At 72.1% G+C, this 18,173-nt stretch carries 12 protein-coding genes; 6 read left to right on the top strand and 6 right to left on the bottom strand.

Going from position 1 to position 18,173, the window contains the following annotated elements; translation table 11 throughout:
* Positions 1-244: 244 nt before the first annotated feature.
* The 4 genes from QK440_RS22015 to QK440_RS22000 all read left to right on the top strand — a co-directional run bounded on the left by QK440_RS22015 (position 245) and on the right by QK440_RS22000 (position 5,878).
* Entirely contained in the window at positions 245-1,006 is a 762-nt protein-coding gene (locus QK440_RS22015; RefSeq protein ID WP_282794884.1) for an isoprenyl transferase, read from the top strand.
* Positions 1,007-1,303: 297 nt separating this feature from the next.
* On the top strand, positions 1,304-2,626 hold the full coding sequence (locus QK440_RS22010; RefSeq protein WP_282794883.1) for a PhoH family protein: 1,323 nt from the start codon (positions 1,304-1,306) through the stop codon (positions 2,624-2,626).
* 489 nt (positions 2,627-3,115) lie between these two features.
* The gene (locus QK440_RS22005; protein WP_282794920.1) at positions 3,116-3,874 is read left to right on the top strand and encodes a transglycosylase SLT domain-containing protein; all 759 of its coding nucleotides are present in this window, start codon (positions 3,116-3,118) and stop codon (positions 3,872-3,874) included.
* A 750-nt stretch (positions 3,875-4,624) separates the two neighbouring features.
* Complete coding sequence (locus QK440_RS22000) at positions 4,625-5,878, top strand: AI-2E family transporter (RefSeq protein WP_282794919.1); 1,254 nt, start codon at positions 4,625-4,627, stop codon at positions 5,876-5,878.
* Between the two features lie 1,353 nt (positions 5,879-7,231).
* Here QK440_RS22000 and QK440_RS21995 read toward each other — a convergent pair.
* Together QK440_RS21995 and QK440_RS21990 are read right to left on the bottom strand one after the other, a co-directional pair.
* Positions 7,232-7,762 (bottom strand): alkyl hydroperoxide reductase, encoded by a 531-nt coding sequence (locus tag QK440_RS21995; RefSeq protein ID WP_190137219.1) that lies wholly within the window; start codon positions 7,760-7,762, stop codon positions 7,232-7,234.
* A 2-nt stretch (positions 7,763-7,764) separates the two neighbouring features.
* Entirely contained in the window at positions 7,765-8,319 is a 555-nt protein-coding gene (locus tag QK440_RS21990) for a peroxiredoxin (protein ID WP_190137218.1), read from the bottom strand.
* Between the two features lie 129 nt (positions 8,320-8,448).
* Between QK440_RS21990 and QK440_RS21985 the strand changes: the two genes are divergently transcribed.
* Positions 8,449-9,387: a LysR substrate-binding domain-containing protein gene (locus tag QK440_RS21985; RefSeq protein ID WP_282794882.1), complete on the top strand. Its 939-nt coding sequence runs from the start codon at positions 8,449-8,451 to the stop codon at positions 9,385-9,387.
* A gap of 215 nt (positions 9,388-9,602) precedes the next feature.
* On the opposite strand, the gene QK440_RS21980 is transcribed toward QK440_RS21985, so the two are convergent.
* Genes QK440_RS21980 through QK440_RS21970 form a run of 3 tightly spaced genes read right to left on the bottom strand, consistent with a single transcriptional unit; the run spans position 9,603 to position 13,260 of the window.
* Positions 9,603-12,053, bottom strand: coding sequence for an FtsX-like permease family protein (locus tag QK440_RS21980; RefSeq protein ID WP_282794881.1), 2,451 nt, complete (start codon positions 12,051-12,053; stop codon positions 9,603-9,605).
* Positions 12,050-12,736, bottom strand: a complete 687-nt coding sequence (locus QK440_RS21975; protein WP_282794880.1) for an ABC transporter ATP-binding protein — start codon at positions 12,734-12,736, stop codon at positions 12,050-12,052. Before QK440_RS21975 ends, QK440_RS21980 begins: the two co-directional genes overlap by 4 nt.
* Positions 12,733-13,260 (bottom strand): PadR family transcriptional regulator, encoded by a 528-nt coding sequence (locus QK440_RS21970; RefSeq protein ID WP_190137214.1) that lies wholly within the window; start codon positions 13,258-13,260, stop codon positions 12,733-12,735. Before QK440_RS21970 ends, QK440_RS21975 begins: the two co-directional genes overlap by 4 nt.
* A 374-nt stretch (positions 13,261-13,634) precedes the next feature.
* On the opposite strand from QK440_RS21970, the gene QK440_RS21965 reads away from it, so the two are divergent.
* Positions 13,635-16,157: a transglycosylase domain-containing protein gene (locus QK440_RS21965; protein ID WP_282794879.1), complete on the top strand. Its 2,523-nt coding sequence runs from the start codon at positions 13,635-13,637 to the stop codon at positions 16,155-16,157.
* A gap of 172 nt (positions 16,158-16,329) precedes the next feature.
* Here QK440_RS21965 and QK440_RS21960 read toward each other — a convergent pair whose 3' ends face one another.
* Positions 16,330-18,150, bottom strand: coding sequence for a SpoIIE family protein phosphatase (locus QK440_RS21960; protein WP_349239307.1), 1,821 nt, complete (start codon positions 18,148-18,150; stop codon positions 16,330-16,332).
* Positions 18,151-18,173: the final 23 nt, after the last annotated feature.

Genomic DNA, 18,173 nt, shown 5'->3' with positions numbered 1-18,173 from the left:
CGTCCGCACGCGCCGCACGCTCCGGAACTCCCTCCGCCAAGGCCCCCACCTGCTCGTCCTCCGCGTCGGCGCCAAGTGCCGGGCGCGCCCCGTGTCCTGCTTTGTTCCGGCCGGGGCGGCACCCGGGCCGGAAGCCCGTCCGCACAGCGGTACCCTTTCCGCCTCAGGGGCTGCCGTCCGCCCCCGCACCCCGGCCGGTCGGCCCATCGGGGCAGCGGCCAACTTTCGTGAGAGGTGGAATCTCGTGAGCTTGCGCGACCTGGTGTACCGGCTGTACGCACACCGGGTGGAAGGCCGCCTCGACCACGCGCAGGTGCCCAAGCACATCGGCGTCATCCTCGACGGCAACCGTCGCTGGGCGAAGGCCTCCGGGGGCACCACCGCGCAGGGCCACCAGGCCGGCGCCTACAAGATCGAGGAGTTCCTCGGCTGGTGCGCCGAGACCGACGTCGAGGTCGTCACGCTGTGGATGCTCTCCACGGACAACCTCGACCGGCCCGACGAGGAACTCGTCCCGCTCGTCGGCATCATCGAGGGGACGGTCCGCAGCCTCGCCGCCGACGGCCGCTGGCGCGTGCACCACGTCGGCACCCTCGACCTGCTCCCGGCCAGCACCCAGCGCGTCCTGAAGGAGGCCGAGCAGGCCACCGACACCAACCAGGGAATACTGGTCAACGTGGCCGTCGGCTACGGCGGAAGGCAGGAGATCGCCGACGCCGTCCGCTCCCTGCTCCTCGACCACGCCGAGCGTGGCACGCCCATCGAGGAGATCGCCGACAGCGTCGACGTCGAGCAGATCTCCAAGCACCTCTACACCAGCGGCCAGCCCGACCCCGACCTGGTGATCCGCACGAGCGGCGAACAGCGCCTCTCGGGCTTCATGCTCTGGCAGTCCGCTCACTCCGAGTACTACTTCTGCGAAGTCTTCTGGCCCGCCTTCCGGAAGGTGGACTTCCTGCGTGCGCTGCGCGATTACGCGGCGCGCCACCGCCGTTACGGCGGATGACGTACGGACGGAACGGGGCTCCGGTAACCGGGAGTTAACGAACGCGCCGTCATATGCCCTGGCATGGCTGTGCTTCTTCGAGGGAATGAACCTTCCAGGTCGGCGCCCGAGTCACGGGCGCCGTATCTCAGCGGACGGCACGGGGCCGTCCGCCCGGGAGGCCCTTTGCGCCAGGACGACCGCGCGGTGAGCGCGGACGACACGGAGGGCCGGTCTCCGGCCCGCGCGGGGGCCGCAGACCGGCCCAGTTCCCTCCGTCGCTCCCCGACGACCTCATCCGAGGGGGTACGTCCTTCCGTGGTGACCAGCACGAAGCGCCAGCAAGGCCGGCGCACCTATGTACTCGACACCAGCGTCCTGCTCGCCGACCCGAACGCGCTCTCGCGTTTCGACGAGCACGAAGTGGTGCTGCCGATCGTCGTCGTGACGGAGCTGGAGGCCAAGCGCCACCACCCCGAACTCGGCTATTTCGCCCGGCAGGCCCTGCGCCTGCTGGACGACTGCCGGATCCGGCACGGGCGCCTGGACGCGCCCATCCCGATCGGCGGCCTCGGCGGAACGCTGCGCGTCGAGCTCAACCACTCCGACCCCGGCGTGCTCCCCGCGGGGTACCGCCTGGGCGACAACGACTCGCGGATCCTCGCCGTGGCCCGCAACCTCCAGGCCGAGGGCTACGACGTCACCGTCGTCTCGAAGGACCTGCCGCTGCGGATCAAGGCGTCCTCCGTGGGCCTCCTCGCCGAGGAGTACCGCGCGGAGCTCGCCATCACGGACTCCTCCGGCTGGACGGGCATGGCCGAACTGCCCCTCTCGGCCGAGCAGGTGGACCTCCTCTACGAGACGGAGACGCTGTACGTCCCCGACGTGGCCGACCTGCCCGTGCACACCGGCCTCACCATCCAGTCCGAGCGCGGCAAGGCCCTCGGCCGGGTCACGGCCGAGGGCAGCGTCCGGCTGGTCCGCGGCGACCGCGAGGCCTTCGGGCTCAAGGGCCGCAGCGCCGAGCAGCGCGTCGCCCTCGACCTGCTCCTCGACCCGGACGTCGGCATCGTCTCCATGGGCGGCCGGGCCGGCACCGGCAAGTCGGCGCTCGCCCTGTGCGCGGGCCTGGAGGCCGTTTTGGAGCGGCGCCAGCACCAGAAGGTGATGGTCTTCCGGCCGCTGTACGCGGTGGGCGGTCAGGAGCTCGGCTACCTGCCCGGCACCGAGGCCGAGAAGATGGGGCCCTGGGCGCAGGCCGTCTTCGACACGCTCGGCTCGGTCGCGAGCAAGGAGGTCATCGAGGAGGTGTCGGCGCGCGGCATGCTGGAGGTGCTGCCGCTCACGCACATCCGCGGCCGCTCCCTGCACGACGCGTTCGTCATCGTGGACGAGGCCCAGTCCCTGGAGCGGAACGTCCTGCTGACCGTGCTGTCCCGGGTCGGCGCGAACTCCCGCGTGGTCCTGACCCACGACGTCGCCCAGCGCGACAACCTCAGAGTCGGCCGGTACGACGGTGTGGTCGCCGTCATCGAGAAACTGAAGGGGCATCCGCTCTTCGCCCACGTCACGCTCACCCGCTCGGAGCGGTCGCAGATCGCGGCCCTGGTGACGGAGATGCTGGAGGACAGCCAGATCTGACCCCGTCCGCCCGGAGTGGCCGGAACACCCGCTCTCGTCCGGACCAGCAGGAAATCCCCCGATCCCGCCCGGGTCGGGGGGTTTTTCCGTGGGTGGGGAGGGCCGTACCCAAACACCGCTGTGGCGGGGGCGGTTGCCCGCGGCCGGTGAAGCGAGCGAGCCTAGTGGGGCTACTGCCCCGCGCGTCTGGGTTTCCGTAAAACTCCTGGGACAAACGGGATGTGAGCTTTCACACGCAACGCGGAATTGCCTCGCGGCGTCTCGCTACGGCAGAGTCTGGGTCCTGTCAGGCCCCGCATACGGCACTCCTGTACCCCCAGCGGTACGGAACAACAGAACTTCATAGTGGTCGCCGTATGCCGCCCGAAGCACCACGCGGCGCTCCCGACACGGGAGTTGTCCACCGGGCCCGCGCCTCCCGTGACCGAGCAGCAAACGGAGGCCAGCGTCAGGGGCACGATTGCGTCCGCGAGGTCACCTATGCGGACGATGCTGGAAGGAAACCGTGTGAGCCGGATCTCGGTCCGGGGACTCGCAGTGGCGTCGGCCACCGCGGTCACCACTGTCGGCGCCGTCGTGGGTGTCGCTTCGGGCAACACCGAGTCCTCGAACTCGAACGACCTCGAGGCGACAGCGAGCGACGCGACCCTCCTCGCGGACATCCCGTCGGGCGAACAGGCCCAGGTGCAGACCACCTCCGTGGCGCAGCAGGCCGACGCCCAGGCGATGGCCGCCGACTCGGCCGCGAAGACGTCCGCCGCCGAGGCCGCCCGCGTCCAGGCCGCCAAGAACGCCGTCGCCAAGCAGAAGGCGGCGAAGCAGGCGGAGGCGGACAGGAAGGCCGCCGCCAAGGAGGCCGCGGAGAAGAAGGAGAAGGAGAAGAAGGAGCGCCTCGAGAACAAGGCGAGCCGTTCTTCCACCCGCGACGCCTCCGACTTCGCCCCGCAGGGCTCCTACACGGTGTCCCAGGTCCAGGCGATGGCACGGCAGATGGTCCCCGCGGGCCAGTTCCAGTGCTTCAGCAACATCGTGAACCACGAGTCCACCTGGAACTACCGCGCCACCAACGCCTCCTCCGGCGCGTACGGTCTCGTCCAGGCGCTGCCCGGCTCCAAGATGGCCTCGGCCGGTGCCGACTGGCGCACCAACCCGGCCACCCAGATCAAGTGGGGCCTCAACTACATGAACGACCGCTACGGCAGCCCGTGCGGAGCATGGAACTTCTGGCAGGCCAACCACTGGTACTGAGCGTTCGCGCTCAACCGCCTGCGGCCCCCCACCGTCCTACGGTGGGGGGCTTCGCCCGTGTACGGTCGGTGCGGACGCCCCGGGCGGTCGGCCGGGGCCACGGCGGGGAAACACGGGGAAGAGGACGGGATCATGTCGCGAGTTCCAGGGTGGCGCCGCCGTGTCGGCACCGGCCTGACCAGGCTGGGGGAGCGGCTCGGCGCGGGCCGCGCCCAGGACGGCCCCGACACCCCCGCACCGGAACCGGCGGCGCCCGGCGCCCCGACGGGCCCTGACGGCCCCGACGGCACCGAGAGGCCCGGCACCACCGAGAGCCTCGGCAGCACCGGTACCAGTGCCAGTACCAGTACCGGCACTGGCACCAGTACCGGCAGAAACGTACCGTCCGACGAGCCGCCGCCGACCGCGACCGCCGCGCCCGGCTCCACGCCCGGCTCCGCTCCCGGTGCTCCGGAGGACGCCGCCGCCGACGCCTCCACCGTCCCTGACGCCTCCTCCGCCTCCGCAGTCACCGACGCGGGCGGGCGCGCGGGCGTGAACGCGGGCGCGCACACGGACGGAACCACCGGCGCGTCCGCCGGTGCGTCCGCCGACGGAGCTGCCGACACATCCGCCGGCGGCGCCGTGCCCGGTACGGGAACGGCATCCGGCGCGTCCGGTGTGTCCGGGGTGCCCGATGTGTCCGGGGTGTCCGGCACCGCGGTGGACGCCGGTCCCGTCAGGGGGCGGCCGGCCGGCCCCAAGCTGTCGCTGCGCAAGCGGTACGCCGACCTGGTCCGGCACGCCGCGGACGCGCGCGCGGGCGACGACTCCGGTACGGAGGACGTGGACGGGGAGGCCGGCGCCGCCGCGGGCCAGGTGCCCGCGCCGCCCACCTACGCCCCCGCCATAGCGGCGCGCCCCGACCCGGTGGCCGCCGTGCCGTGGGGCATGCGGGTCGCCGCCGAGGCCGGGTGGCGACTGCTCGTGCTCGCGGGCACCGTCTGGGTCCTGATGAGGGTCATCAGCGCGGTGCAGCTCGTCGTGTTCGCGTTCGTGGCCGCGCTGCTCATCACCGCCCTGCTCCAGCCGACCGTGGCCCGGCTCTCCCGGCTCGGCCTGCCGCGCGGGCTCGCCACGATGGTCACCGCCGTACTCGGCTTCGTGATCATGGGCCTGGTGGGCTGGTTCGTGGTCTGGCAGGTCATGGAGAACGTCGACACGCTCTCCAACCAGGTCCAGGACGGCATCGAGGACCTGCGCAAGTGGCTGCTCAACAGCCCCTTCCACGTCACCGAGTCCCAGATCAACGACATCGCGAAGAGCCTGCGCGAGGCGGTGGGCGCGAACTCCGAGGAGATCACCTCCGCGAGCCTCGAAGGCGTCACCGTCATCATGGAGACGCTGACGGGCATCCTGCTGGCGATGTTCTCCACGCTCTTCCTGCTGTACGACGGGCCGCGCATCTGGAAGTGGTGCCTCAAGCTCGTGCCCGCCGCGGCGCGGCCGGGCGTCGCGGGGGCGGGGCCGCGGGCGTGGAAGACGCTCACCGCGTACGTGCGGGGCACGGTGATAGTGGCCCTCATCGACGCGGTCTTCATCGGGCTCGGGATCTACTTCCTCGGCGTGCCCATGGCCGTGCCGCTGGCCGTCTTCATCTTCCTGTTCGCGTTCATCCCGCTGGTGGGCGCGGTGGTGTCCGGGGCGCTCGCGGTCGTGGTCGCGCTGGTGACGCAGGGTGTGTTCACGGCGGTGATGGCGCTCATCGTGGTGCTCGCGGTGCAGCAGATCGAGGGGCACATCCTGCAGCCCTTCATCCTGGGCCGGGCGGTGCAGGTGCACCCGCTGGCGGTGGTGCTCTCCGTGGCCGCGGGCGGCATGGTGGCGGGCATCGGCGGGGCCGTGGTGGCCGTGCCGCTGGTCGCGGTGACCAACACGGTGGTGGGCTATCTGCGGGCATACTCCCGCGAGATGGCTCTGCGCCAGGCCGAAGCAGTAGCGGACCCCCCACCCCAAGACGCCTGACCCCCCTCAAAGCCCGCCTCCCACCCACCCGCCCCCCGAGTCCGCCTCACCCACCCGCCCCCGCACGGCCGCTGCGCGCCTCGGCTTCCGGCCGGGCTGGGTGCCACCGCCTGCCCACGCCCGGCCCAGGCCGCCCGCCGAAGCCCCATCCCCACCCACCCGCCCTCCCACGGCCGCTCCGCGCCTCGTCCTCAATCGCCGGACGGGCTCAAATCCCCTGCTTGCCCGCAACCGTTCCTGGGCGGGTGCCGGAGCGTGCCTCCCACCCACCGGCCCTTTCACGGCCGCTCCGCGCCTCGTCCTGAATCGCCGGACGGGCTCAAATCTCCTGCTTGCTCACAACCGTTCCTGGGCGGCTGCCGCAGCGTGCCTCCCACCCACCCGCCCTTTCACGGCCGCTCCGCGCCTCGTCCTCAATCGCCGGACAGGCTCAAAACCCCCGCCCGCGCGCAACCCGTTCCTGGGCGACGGGTGCCGGAGCCCCCTCACTCACCGTTGCGCGGCTCGCCGGACGGGCCCGATGCTTCGCCTTGCCCACGCGGCCGGTGCTTGGACGGTCGTCGGAGTTCGCCTCCCCGTCACCCGTTCCTCCACGGCCGCTTCGCGGCTTGTCCTCAATCGCCGGACGGGCTCAAAGTTCTTGCTCGCCCGCGACTGGTCTTGGGCGAGTACCGAAGCGTGGATCCCTGTCCACCCCTCTCCATCGCCGCTGCGCGCATCGCCCTCAACGCAGCTCGGGCTCGATGCCTCCGCCTGTCCACGACCGGTCCGGGCCAGTCACCAAAGCCGGATCCACCCCCACCCGCCCTTCCACGGCTGCTCCGCGCCCGTCGGCCGGGCTCAAAGTCCTCGTCTGTTCGCAGCCATTCATGGGTGCCACCCGCCTGCCCCTCACTCACCGCTGCGCGGCTCGCCGGTACGGGCTCGATGTTCTCGCCTGCCTGCGGCCGGTCCTTGCATGGTCGCCGGAGCCCGCTTCCCCGCCGCCCGTCCTTCCACGGCCGCTGCGCGGCTTGTCCTCGATCGCCGGGCGGGCTTGCAGCCTTCGCCTGTGCTATTCACCGGGACGGACAAGCGGAGCAGCCGACGACCCACCCGCAAGCCGCCAGGTCGGGGCTGCCCAGGTCGCTGGGGTTGTACGGGTGGGCGGGTGGGAGGTATTCGCCGCGGAGCGGCGGGCGGGGGACCGCTCACCTGCGAGCCGCCAGGTCGGGGTCGGGCGTGGTCGCCGGGGTGGTACGGGTGGGTGGGAGGGCACGGGTGAACGGAGCCGCAGCCCCGCCCCGTACCGAAAAACCCAGGGCCCCGCTCGCGGGGAGCAGGGCCCTGGGGGAGGGGGGAGGTACGTGGCCGTCAGGCCAGGTGGGACTCCGTCTCCAGGGTGACGCCGACGGCCTGGATCACCGAAGCGATCTTGAAGGCCTCCTGGATGGTGTCGCGGTCGACACCGGCCTTGCGGAGCACCTGCTCGTGCGAGTCGAGGCACATCCCGCAGCCGTTGATCGCGGAGACCGCGAGCGACCACAGCTCGAAGTCGACCTTCTCGACACCGGGGTTGCCGATGACGTTCATCCGCAGGCCCGCGCGCATCGTCCCGTACTCCGGGTCGGAGAGCAGGTGGCGCGTGCGGTAGAAGACGTTGTTCATCGCCATGATGGCGGCCGCGGACTTGGCCGCGGTGTACGCCTCCGGCGAGAGGTTCGCCTTCGCCTCGGGCTCCAGCTCACGCAGCACCTGCGCGGAGCGCGAGGCGATCGCGCAGGCGAGCACCGTGCCCCAGAGCTGCTGCTTGGGCAGCTCGGAGTTGCCGATGACCGAGCCGAGGTTCAGCTTCAGGTCCTTGGCGTAGTCCGGGACGGCGGCCTTCAGTTCATCGAGGGCCATGCTCACTCACCGGCCAGCAGCGCGACCGGGTCCAGGGTCTCCTCGCCCTTGCTCCAGTTGCACGGGCAGAGCTCGTCCGTCTGGAGGGCGTCGAGGACCCGGAGGACCTCCTTCGGGTTACGGCCGACGGAGCCGGCGGTCACCATGGTGAACTGGATCTCGTTGTTCTGGTCCACGATGAAGACGGCGCGCTGCGCGAAGCCGTCCTCGCCCTCGATGCCGAGCGCACGCATCAGCTCGTGCTTGGAGTCGGCCAGCATCGGGAAGGGCAGGTCGGTCAGGTCCGGGTGGTCCTTGCGCCAGGCGTGGTGCACGAACTCGGAGTCGCCGGAGAAGCCGAGGATCTGGGCGTCGCGGTCAGCGAACTCGTCGTTCAGCTTGCCGAAGGCGGCGATCTCGGTCGGGCACACGAAGGTGAAGTCCTTGGGCCACGCGAAAACGATCTTCCACTTACCCTCGTAGGTCTTGTGGTTGATCTGCTCGAACTCCTTGCCCTTCTCCAGCGAGACGCAGGCGGTCAGGTCGAACTCGGGGAACTTGTCACCGACAGTGAGCACGCGCTCTCCTTGCAGCGATCGGAACCCGGTAAGGGGTTCCACGGGGTTGGACTACTGACGATCGTGGCACAGAGTGCATTGATTAGGGAAATAGCTACACTCGGTCGTGTTGATTGGAGGTAGTTATCAGTGCCTGCCGTAAACAGGGGCAAGCAGCCCAGCCTCGCACAGCTCCGTGCCTTCGCCGCCGTCGCCGAACATCTGCACTTCCGGGACGCGGCGGCAGCAATCGGGATGAGTCAGCCCGCGCTGTCCGGTGCCGTCTCCGCGCTGGAGGAGGCACTCGGTGTCCAGCTCCTGGAGCGCACCACGCGCAAGGTGCTGCTCTCCCCGGCGGGGGAGCGGCTCGCCGTGCGCGCCAAGGCGGTCCTCGACGAGGTCGAGGCGCTTTTGGAGGAGGCCGACGCGGTGAAGGCGCCGTTCACCGGGGCGCTGCGGCTCGGCGTGATCCCGACCGTGGCGCCGTACCTGCTGCCGGCGGTGCTGACCCTGGTCCACGAGAAGTACCCGGACCTGGACCTCCAGGTGCACGAGGAGCAGACCTCCTCGCTCCTTGAGGGGTTGGCCGCCGGGCGGCTCGACCTGCTGCTGCTCGCCGTACCGCTCGGGGTGCCGGGCATCACGGAACTGCCCCTCTTCGACGAGGACTTCGTGCTCGTCACCCCGCTCGACCACTGGCTCGGCGGGCGCGAGGGCATTCCGCGCGAGGCCCTGCGCGAGCTGAACCTGCTGCTGCTCGACGAGGGGCACTGCCTGCGGGACCAGGCCCTCGACGTCTGCCGGGAGGCGGGCCGGGACGACGCGCCGGTCACCACGACCGCCGCGGGGCTCTCGACGCTCGTGCAGCTCGTGGCCGGGGGGCTGGGGGTGACGCTGCTGCCGCGGACCGCTGTGCGGGTGGAGACGAGCCGCAGCAGTCAGTTGCTCACCGGGTACTTCGCCGATCCCGCGCCGAGCCGGCGGGTGGCCTTCGCCATGCGGGCGGGGGCTGCGCGGGCCGCGGAGTACGAGGAGTTGGCCCGGGCCCTGCGGGAGGCCTTGCGGCCGCTGCCCGTGCGGGTTCTCTAGCCGCTGCCGCGGCCCGGCTGCGCCTGGCTGCGCCTGGCTGGGCCGGGGCTTCGCGGCTGCCCGCCGCGGGGGGGTTGTGTCGTCGCCGTCTGCTGCGCTGTCGTGGCTCGTCGCGCAGTTCCCCGCGCCCCTTCGGGGCGCCCCGCGAGGGGGCGGAGGACAGCAGAGGACAGGGGCGGGAGACCTGAGGTTCCCGCCCCTGCTCTCGGTGGGGGCTACTCCGTGCGCAAGCCGTCCGGGCGCATCATGCGCCACAGGGGTGGCAGGCTCAGCAGGGTCACCACCGCCACCAGGGCCGCGCCCGCGGCGGTGAGCGGGAGGAAGACCAGCCAGTCCGTGACCGACTTGTTCACCATGCGGCACATCACCGTGCCCAGGGCCAGGCCGCCCACGACCGCGAGGGCCAGGCCGAGGGCCACCGGGATCGCCGTCTGCCACAGGACCGACCAGGCCATCGACGTACGCCGGGTGCCGAAGGCGGTCAGGGCCGCCAGCAGGCGCTTGCGCTCACGCAGTTGCTCCAGCATCGACACCAGCATGGACGCGGCGATCAGCGTCATCGTCGCCATGGCCCCGGCCTGGAGGCCCCGCTGCACGGAGGCGTACTGCTTGTCGCGCTCGATCATGCGGATGGTGTTCACGCGGACCAGCGGGTCCATGCGGGCCGCGGTGTTGCGCACGTACTCCTCCGCGTCCGCCACGCCGGGGTCGATCTGGACCATGGCGCGGGTCTGCGCGTCGGCCATGCGCTCCACGTCGACGGCGCCCGGCGTCGCGAGGATGCCGTTGTACTTGTCGCCGACCGGGTCGGGCCTGGCCTGCACCACGCGGGTCGACTTCGGCAGCGTCCACGGCACGTGCGCGCCGTGCCCCTTGGTCGTGGAGTCGCCCCAACTGTCGTAGTTGAGGTCGATGCGCTTGCCGGGGCGCGCCGTCCGGTCGACCCACGCGTCCTGCTCCGCGTCGCCCGCGTGCACGACGAACGTGTCACCGTCCGCGCACCGGCCGACGTGCGCCAGCTCGCGCAGCGTGGTGCAGGTCCCGACCGACAGCTCGGTGGTCGGCCGCAGCTCCTCGCCCTTGCCCAGCTTCCCGGGCTTCACGACGTACGCCGAGACCGTGCCGATGACGCCCTTGACGCCCTTGGTGGCGCGGAAGTCGTCGATCATGCGCTGGGCGAGCGGGCCGCTGCCCTTCTGCGCGTACACGCTGAGCTGGGCGCGGTGCGGGTCCTGGTCCGTGGTGGTGTTGAAGTCGTCGTGCATGGACGCGAACAGCATCTGCAGGGCCACCGCGCCCGCCACCGCGACCGTGATGCCGCTGACCGCGCGGGCCGCCGTACCGCTGTTCATCTGCAGGCGGCGGGTGGCGAGCTGCCAGGGCACCGGGCCGCCGCGCAGCCGCCGCACGGCCGCCTCCACCAGCCAGGGGAGCAGCGTCGCGAGGCCCACCAGGGCGAGGGTCGCGCCGACCGCGATGGTGTAGACGTGTACGTCGTCGGAGGTGGCCGACGAGGTCAGGCGGTTCTGGCCGAGCAGGATGAGCAGGCCGGTGACCGGGAGCAGCAGCCGCCACCACAGGCGGCGCCCGCGCGGGGAGGAGCTGCGCACCACGCCCAGCGGCTCGATGGCGACCGCGCGCAGCGACACCAGGGTGACCAGCACCGACGAGACCGGCACGGCGAGCAGGATCAGCGCGGCGAGCCCCGGCAGCGGCACCATGTCCGAGGGGAAGGCGTTGATCTGCCAGAGGTCGACGACGCCCAGCAGCTGGCGCGCGGCGAGGAAGAAACCGGCGCCCGCGAGGAGCCCGAGCAGTGCCCCGCACAGCGCCTCGCCCGCCGCGATGCGGCGCACCGCCCGCCGGTCCGCGCCCACCAGGCGCAGCGCGGCGAGCCGCTGGTCGCGCCGCTCCCCGCCGAAGCGGACCGCCGTACCGATGAAGATCAGTACCGGCGTCAGCAGGACGACGCAGATCAGGACGACGAGGACGACCAGGAGCGGGTCGAGGGGATCCTCGCTGACCTTGTAGCCGAAGGCGCCGGTGCGGAAGGCGCCGTCGCTCTTGGTGAGGGTGTCGGAGCCGAGGTAGTAGAAGAGCTCGTTGGGGCGCATCAGGCCCGCGTCACCGATGGTGCCCGTGAGGCGGTACTGGCTGAAGCGCTCCTTGAGGAGCTTGCCGTCGGAGCTGTCCATCAGCTCCCGCAGCGCGGGGGAGACGACCAGCTCGCCGGGGCGCGGCAGCGCGTCGAGGCCGGGCGGCAGGACCGGGTGGCCGCCGTCGGCGCGGACCACGCGGCCGCTGATCTCCGAGTCGCGGAAGTCGGTGCCCGCGTTGACGATCAGGACCGTCGAGTCGGAGCGCTCGACCTTCTCGCCGCTCATCTCGCCGAGCGGCGTCCGCGCGGTGGAGCGGGCGTCGCGGTGATGCATCAGCTCCGGCACCGACGCGGCGCCGAGCAGCAGCGCCACGCCGAGGCCCACGCCGACCGCGGTGAGAAGCGTGCGGATCCACCCCTCGCGGCCGCCGCCGACCGCGAAGCGCAGCCCCATGGCCAGGTCGCGCGCCCAGGCGCGGGCACCGGTCGGGCCCGCGGAGCGGCCCGGGGAGGCGGGGCTCGACCGCCCCGTCCCCGGGGGAGTCGAGCGCGTCGGGGTCAGGCTCATACGACGCGCTCCATGTCCCGCGACCTGCCGTCGCGGACGACGATCTCGCGGTCGGAGTACGCCGCCACGCGGGTCTCGTGCGTCACGAGGACGACGGCGGCGTTGGCGCTGCGGGCGGCGTCGGTGAGCAGCTCCATGACGCGCTCGCCGTTGAGCGAGTCGAGCGCGCCGGTCGGCTCGTCGGCGAAGACCACGCGCGGGCTCGTGGCCAGCGCGCGGGCCACGGCGACGCGCTGCCCCTGGCCGCCGGAGACCTCGCCGGGGCGCTTGCCGCGCACGTCGTCGACCTCCAGGCGCTCCAGCCAGGTCAGGGCGGTGCGCTCGGCGTCCTTGCGCCGGGCGCCGTTCAGCCGCAGCGGCAGGGCCACGTTCTCGACGCAGGTGAGCTCCGGCACGAGCTGGCCGAACTGGAAGACGAAGCCGAACTCGCTGCGCCGCAGCGCGCTGAGCGCGGTGTCCGTCATACCCGTCAATTCCTGTCCGTTGTACGAGATTTCGCCCGCGTCAGGGCGCACGATCCCGGCCAGGCAGTGCAGGAGCGTGGACTTGCCGGAGCCGGAGGGGCCCATCACGGCGACGACCTCGCCCGGGTGGATGGAGAACTCGGCGCCGTCGAGCGCGGTCGTGGGCCCGTAGGCCTTGCGCAGCCCGTGGGCGGAGAGCAGGGAGCCGGCGGGGGTCATGCGGGCAGTACCTCCTTGGCGAGCCGGCCGAGCCGGGCGGAGGTCAGCTCCAGCCAGCGCAGGTCCGCCTCCAGGTGGAACAGGGCGTGGTCGCAGATCAACTGGTCGGCGAGGTCGCCCTTGCGCTTGCGGTCGGTCAGGATGCGCATCATGCGCAGGTGCTCCGAGCGCTGCGTGTCGAGGATGTCGGCGGCGTCGCGGTGCGTGAGCAGCGCGAGGACCACCTTGGTGTAGAGGGTGGACTGGAGGTACGGCTCGGGCTTCTCCGGCGTCGCGAGCCACCGCTGGACATCGGTGATGCCCGCCTCGGTGATGGCGTACCGCTTGCGCTCGGGACCCTCGCCCGCCTCGATCCCGTCGACCTCCACGAGGCCGTTCTTCAGCAGGCGGGACATGGTCGAGTAGACCTGCCCGTAGTGCAGTGGCTTGTCGTGCCCGAACTTCTCGTCGAAGGCGCGCTTGAGGTCGTAACCGTGGCGCGGTCCGGACTCGAGCAGCCCGAGGAGCGTGTGACCGATGGACATGCGGAGCACTATACACACCACGTATACGTGCGGTGTATACGTCGAGTGTGTAGGTGTGGAAGGGAGCACTCCGGCGGAAACGGGAGGCAACCGTCCGCGCTTCGGGGGAGTCGATTCCGGTGGAGTGGTAAGGGTTCCCTCGCGGTGGGTGCTCATTGTCACGTCCGGAAAAGACCGTATCGGGCGTCTTCTGTCATTCGGTGCGGTGTTAGCTTCATGAGCTGACCTGTCCTGTATGGGACGTGCGGGACGCGTGGGCCGCACGGGGGCGAGGAGCCGGCGAACCGGTGCCGAGCCCTCGCCGGGCGGACGACGCGGAGCGACGAGAAGCGACGACGAGAAGCGACGACGAGAAGAGCGGAGCGACCACAGTCATGGGCCGAGCGGAAGAGCGAAAAGCGCGGCAGCGCGGTGCGCGCCGGGCAGCGCGCGGCCGCCCGTCCGGCGGCACTCCGGCCGCCGGCACCCCCGTCGACGCCGGCACTCCGGACACCGGCACGCGCACCGGCGCCGGTACGGGCCCCGCGGCGGACGGCCCGGCGGGCACCGGCCCCGGCGAGTCCGGGTCCGGCTCCGGCTCCGGCGGGGCGGGTGGCTCCGGCTCCGGTGGCCGTCCGGGCAAGCGCACCCGCGGCGGCAAACCCAAGCCCACCGGCATCCGCCGCTTCTTCACCTGGAAGAAGCTCCTCGGCTACTTCTTCGGCGTCATCCTGCTCGCCGTGCTCGGCTTCGTCGTCCTCTACCTGGTGGTGGACATCCCCAAGGGCAACGCCCTGGCGAAGAAGCAGAGCAACATCTTCAAGTACAGCGACGGCACGGTCTTCTACCGCGACGGCGACGTCAACCGCGAGATCGTCGACCTGGACGAGATCCCCAAGGGTGTGCAGCGCACGTTCGTCGCCGCCGAGAACAAGTCCTTCTACAAGGACACCGGCATCGACTTCAAGGGCACCGCGCGCGGCGTGCTCAACACCCTGTCCGGCAAGGGCAAGCAGGGCGGCTCGACGATCACCCAGCAGTACGTCAAGAACTACTACCTGTCGCAGGAACAGACCGTCTCGCGCAAGCTCAAGGAACTGGTCATCTCGCTGAAGGTGGACCGCGAGAAGAGCAAGGACGACATCCTCGCGGGCTACATCAACACCAGCTACTACGGCCGCGGCGCCTACGGCATCCAGGCCGCCGCCCAGGCGTACTACGGCGTCGACGCCGCGAAGCTGAACGTCGCGCAGGGCGCCTACCTCGCCGCGCTCCTCCAGGCGCCGAGCTCCTACGACTGGGCCACCGCCTCCGACACCGGCAAGAAGCTGGTCAAGGAGCGCTGGAACTACGTCCTGGACAACATGGTCGAGGAGGACTGGCTGGACAAGGGCGAGCGCGACGGCCTGAAGTTCCCCTACCCGGACCCGCCGAAGGCCGCGCCCGGCATGAAGGGGCAGACGGGCTACCTCGTCCAGTTCGGCAACGAGATCGTCCAGCGGCAGCTCATGCGGCAGGGCTACACCAAGTCCGAGGCCGAGGCGCAGCTCAAGCTCGGCGGGTACACCATCACGCTGAACATCGACCGCAAGAAGCAGCGCCAGCTCGAGAAGGCCGTCGACCGGAAGCTCAACGACCGCCTCGACCCGAAGAAGAGCAAGGCCGACGCGCGCGTGCAGGCGGGCGCGGTGTCCGTGGACCCGAAGACCGGCGCGGTCGTCGCGATGTACGGCGGCAGCGACTACCTCAAGCACTACCGGAACAACGCGACCCGCACCGACTACCAGCCCGCCTCCACCTTCAAGCCGCTGATACTCGCCGCCGCCCTGGAGGAGGGCGCCACCACCCAGGACGGCACGCCGATCACGGCGAACACCGTCTACAGCGGCCGCAGCGAGCGCCCCGTCAAGGGCAGCGACATCGCCTTCGCGCCGCCGAACGAGGACGACCGCTCCTACGGGCCGGTCACCGTGCAGACCGCGATGAACAAGTCCATCAACTCCGTGTTCGCGCAGATGGGCGTGGACGTGAAGATGGACAAGGTCCTGGAGACCGCGGGCAAGCTGGGCATGAGCACCAAGGGCCTGCCCGCTGTGCCCGCGCAGACCCTCGGCACGATGGGCGCGAGCCCCCTGGAGATGGCCGGGGTGTACGCGACGCTCGACAACCACGGCAAGCTGGTCACCCCGCGGCTCGTGAAGTCCGTCGAGCACAAGGACCGCACCGTCGAGCTGCCCGGGGCGATCGGCGACCAGGTGATCAAGCGGGGCGCCGCGGACTCCGTGACCTCCGTGCTCACCGGCGTGGTCGACGACGGCACCGCCCGGAAGTCCGTGCGCGACGCGCCCACCCGCGACGGCCAGCAGGTGGCGGGCAAGACCGGTACGTCCGACGACAACAAGTCGGCCTGGTTCGTCGGCTACACGCCGAAGCTGGTCACCGCGGTCGGCCTGTTCGGCGAGCAGCCCAAGGACGAGGGCAAGGTCAAGCGCGGCACCCAGGTCTCCATGCGGGGCGCGGGCGGCAAGCCGCGCGTCGACGGCGGCAGCTTCCCGGCCGAGGTCTGGGCGGCGTACACCTTCGACGCGACCGGCTCGCGCACCAGGTTCGACCTCGACACCGACATGGGCGCGGCCGTCGCGCCGCCGCCGGAGCCGACCACCCAGGCCCCGCCGACGCCGACCCTGCGGCCGACCGAGCCGGAGGAGGACGAGGACAAGCCGAGCAGCAAGCCGCCGACGACCCGGCCGCCCTCGACGAAGCCGCCGACGACCCCGACGACGCGGCCGCCCACGACGCCCACCACCCCGACGACGCAGCCGCCGACGACCCCGACGACGACCCCGCCGTCCACCGGGGGCACGCCCGACGACCCCGAGGACCGGCGGGCGGACCGGTCGGGCAGGTCCGACGAATAGGGCCCGCCCGAGGCACCGGACGGACACGCGGCAACGCCCGGAACCACTGGTTCCGGGCGTTTGTCGCGTACGGAAGCGGATGGGACCGGGCGGGAACGGGCCAAGCCGTACGGGACCGGAGCGTACGAGACTGTGCGGGGCCCGCCCGGCTCAGCTCCGGTCCAGCCCCGGCTCAGCTCTGGTTCAGCTCGAACCAGACCACCTTGCCCGTGCTCAGCCGGGTGGCGCCCCAGCGCCGCGCCAGCCTGTTGACCAGGTAGAGGCCGCGGCCACCCTCGTCCGTGGCCCGCGCCTGCCGCAGCCGCGGCAGCTGCGGCACGTCGTCGCCGACCTCGCAGCGCAGCACGTCGGTGCGGAGCAGCCGCAGCGTGATCGGGCGCGTGGCGTACCGCACCGCGTTCGTGACGACCTCGCTGACCAGCAGCTCCACGGCGTCGTTCAGGTCCGTCAGGCCCCACCGCTCCAGGGCGGAGCGGGCCAGGCGGCGGGCGCGCGACGGCGTGGCGTCCTCCGGTTCCAGGAACCAGTACGCCACGTCGCTGGGCGCGATGCCGTCGAAGCGGGCGGCGAGCAGGGCGATGTCGTCGTCGCGGTCGCCGGGCCCGAGCATGTCGAGCACCTCGTCGCAGAGCGCCTCCAGGGGCGGCGGGTGGTCGGGCCCGGTGAGCTGGGCGGTGGCGGCGAGCCGCTCGCGGAGCTGCTCTATGCCGGTCCACACGTCCCGCAGCCGGGACTCCACGAGCCCGTCGGTGTACAGCAGCAGCGTCGCGCCCGCCGGGGCGTCCAGCTCGACGGCCTCGAAGTCCACGCCGCCCACGCCGATGGGCGCGCCCGGGGGCACGCGCAGCACCTCCGCGCGCCCGCCTAGGTGCAGCAGGACGGGCGGCGGGTGGCCCGCGTTGGCGATGGTGATGCGGTGCGAGACCGGGTCGTAGACCGCGTACAGGCAGGTCGCCATGCGGTCCGAGCCGAGCCGCTGGGCCTGCTCGTCGAGGTGGTGCAGGACCTCCTGCGGCGGCAGGTCGAGCCCGGCGAGGGTCTGCGCGGTCGTGCGGAGCTGGCCCATGATCGCCGCGGACGTCATCGAGTGGCCCATGACGTCGCCGACGACGAGGGCGACCCGGCTGCCGGGCAGCGGGATCGCGTCGTACCAGTCGCCGCCGACGCGGGCGGTCTCGGCGGCCGGGAGGTAGCGCGAGGCGAGCCGCACGCCGGTGGCGCGCGGCAGGGTCTCGGGGAGCATCGTGCGCTGCAACTCGTCGGCGATGTACGCCTCGCGGCCGTACAGGACGGCCTTGTCGATGCCGAGCGCGCTGTGCGTGGCGAGCTGGGCCGCCACAAGCAGGTCGTCGGCCTCGAAGGGGTGCCGGTCCGGGCGGCGCAGGAAGACCGCCGCGCCGATCACCCGGCGCCGCCCCCGCAGCGGCGCCAGGATCGCCCGCTGCCCGCCCGGGACCGTGCGGCCCGAGCCGAGCAGCTCCGGCAGCGCGCCGAGCGCCACCGCGGAGTCCGCGAACACCGGCCGGACGCCGCGCAGCACGTGGTCGAGGGCGCTGTTGACGCGGACCTCGCACAGCTCGGAGGCCGTCGCCAGGTCGGACTGCACCTGGAGCGCGGGCAGCGTGCCGCCGTCGGTGTCGTGGTCCTCGGGGATGCGGTCGGTCCGCCGCAGGCGCAGCAGCAGCGGCCCGACCGGGCGCTCGTCGCCCACCGGCAGCGGGTCGCGCAGATAGACCAGGATCGCGTCCGAGAACGTCGGGACCGTGGCCCGGCACAGCCCCATCACGATCTCGTCGAGGTCGATGCCGCGGGCGATGCGCCGCGTCGCGGCGCCCACGAACCGCAGCCGGTCGCCGTCGCGCCGCATCGCGGCCGGGCCCGGCGGCCGCGGCCGGCCCGGCCCCCGGCCCCGCCCCGCGCCCCCCGCGCGCGCCGGCGCCCCCCCACCGGCCCCGGCCGGGGCCGGACGGCGGCGCCACCGCCAGGCGCGGATGACGCCGACGACGGGCCGAGCAG

It is taken from the genome of Streptomyces sp. CC224B (genome assembly GCF_030010595.1).
GTDB lineage: Bacteria > Actinomycetota > Actinomycetes > Streptomycetales > Streptomycetaceae > Streptomyces > Streptomyces longispororuber.
This window is presented reverse-complemented; position numbering and strand designations above follow the sequence as displayed.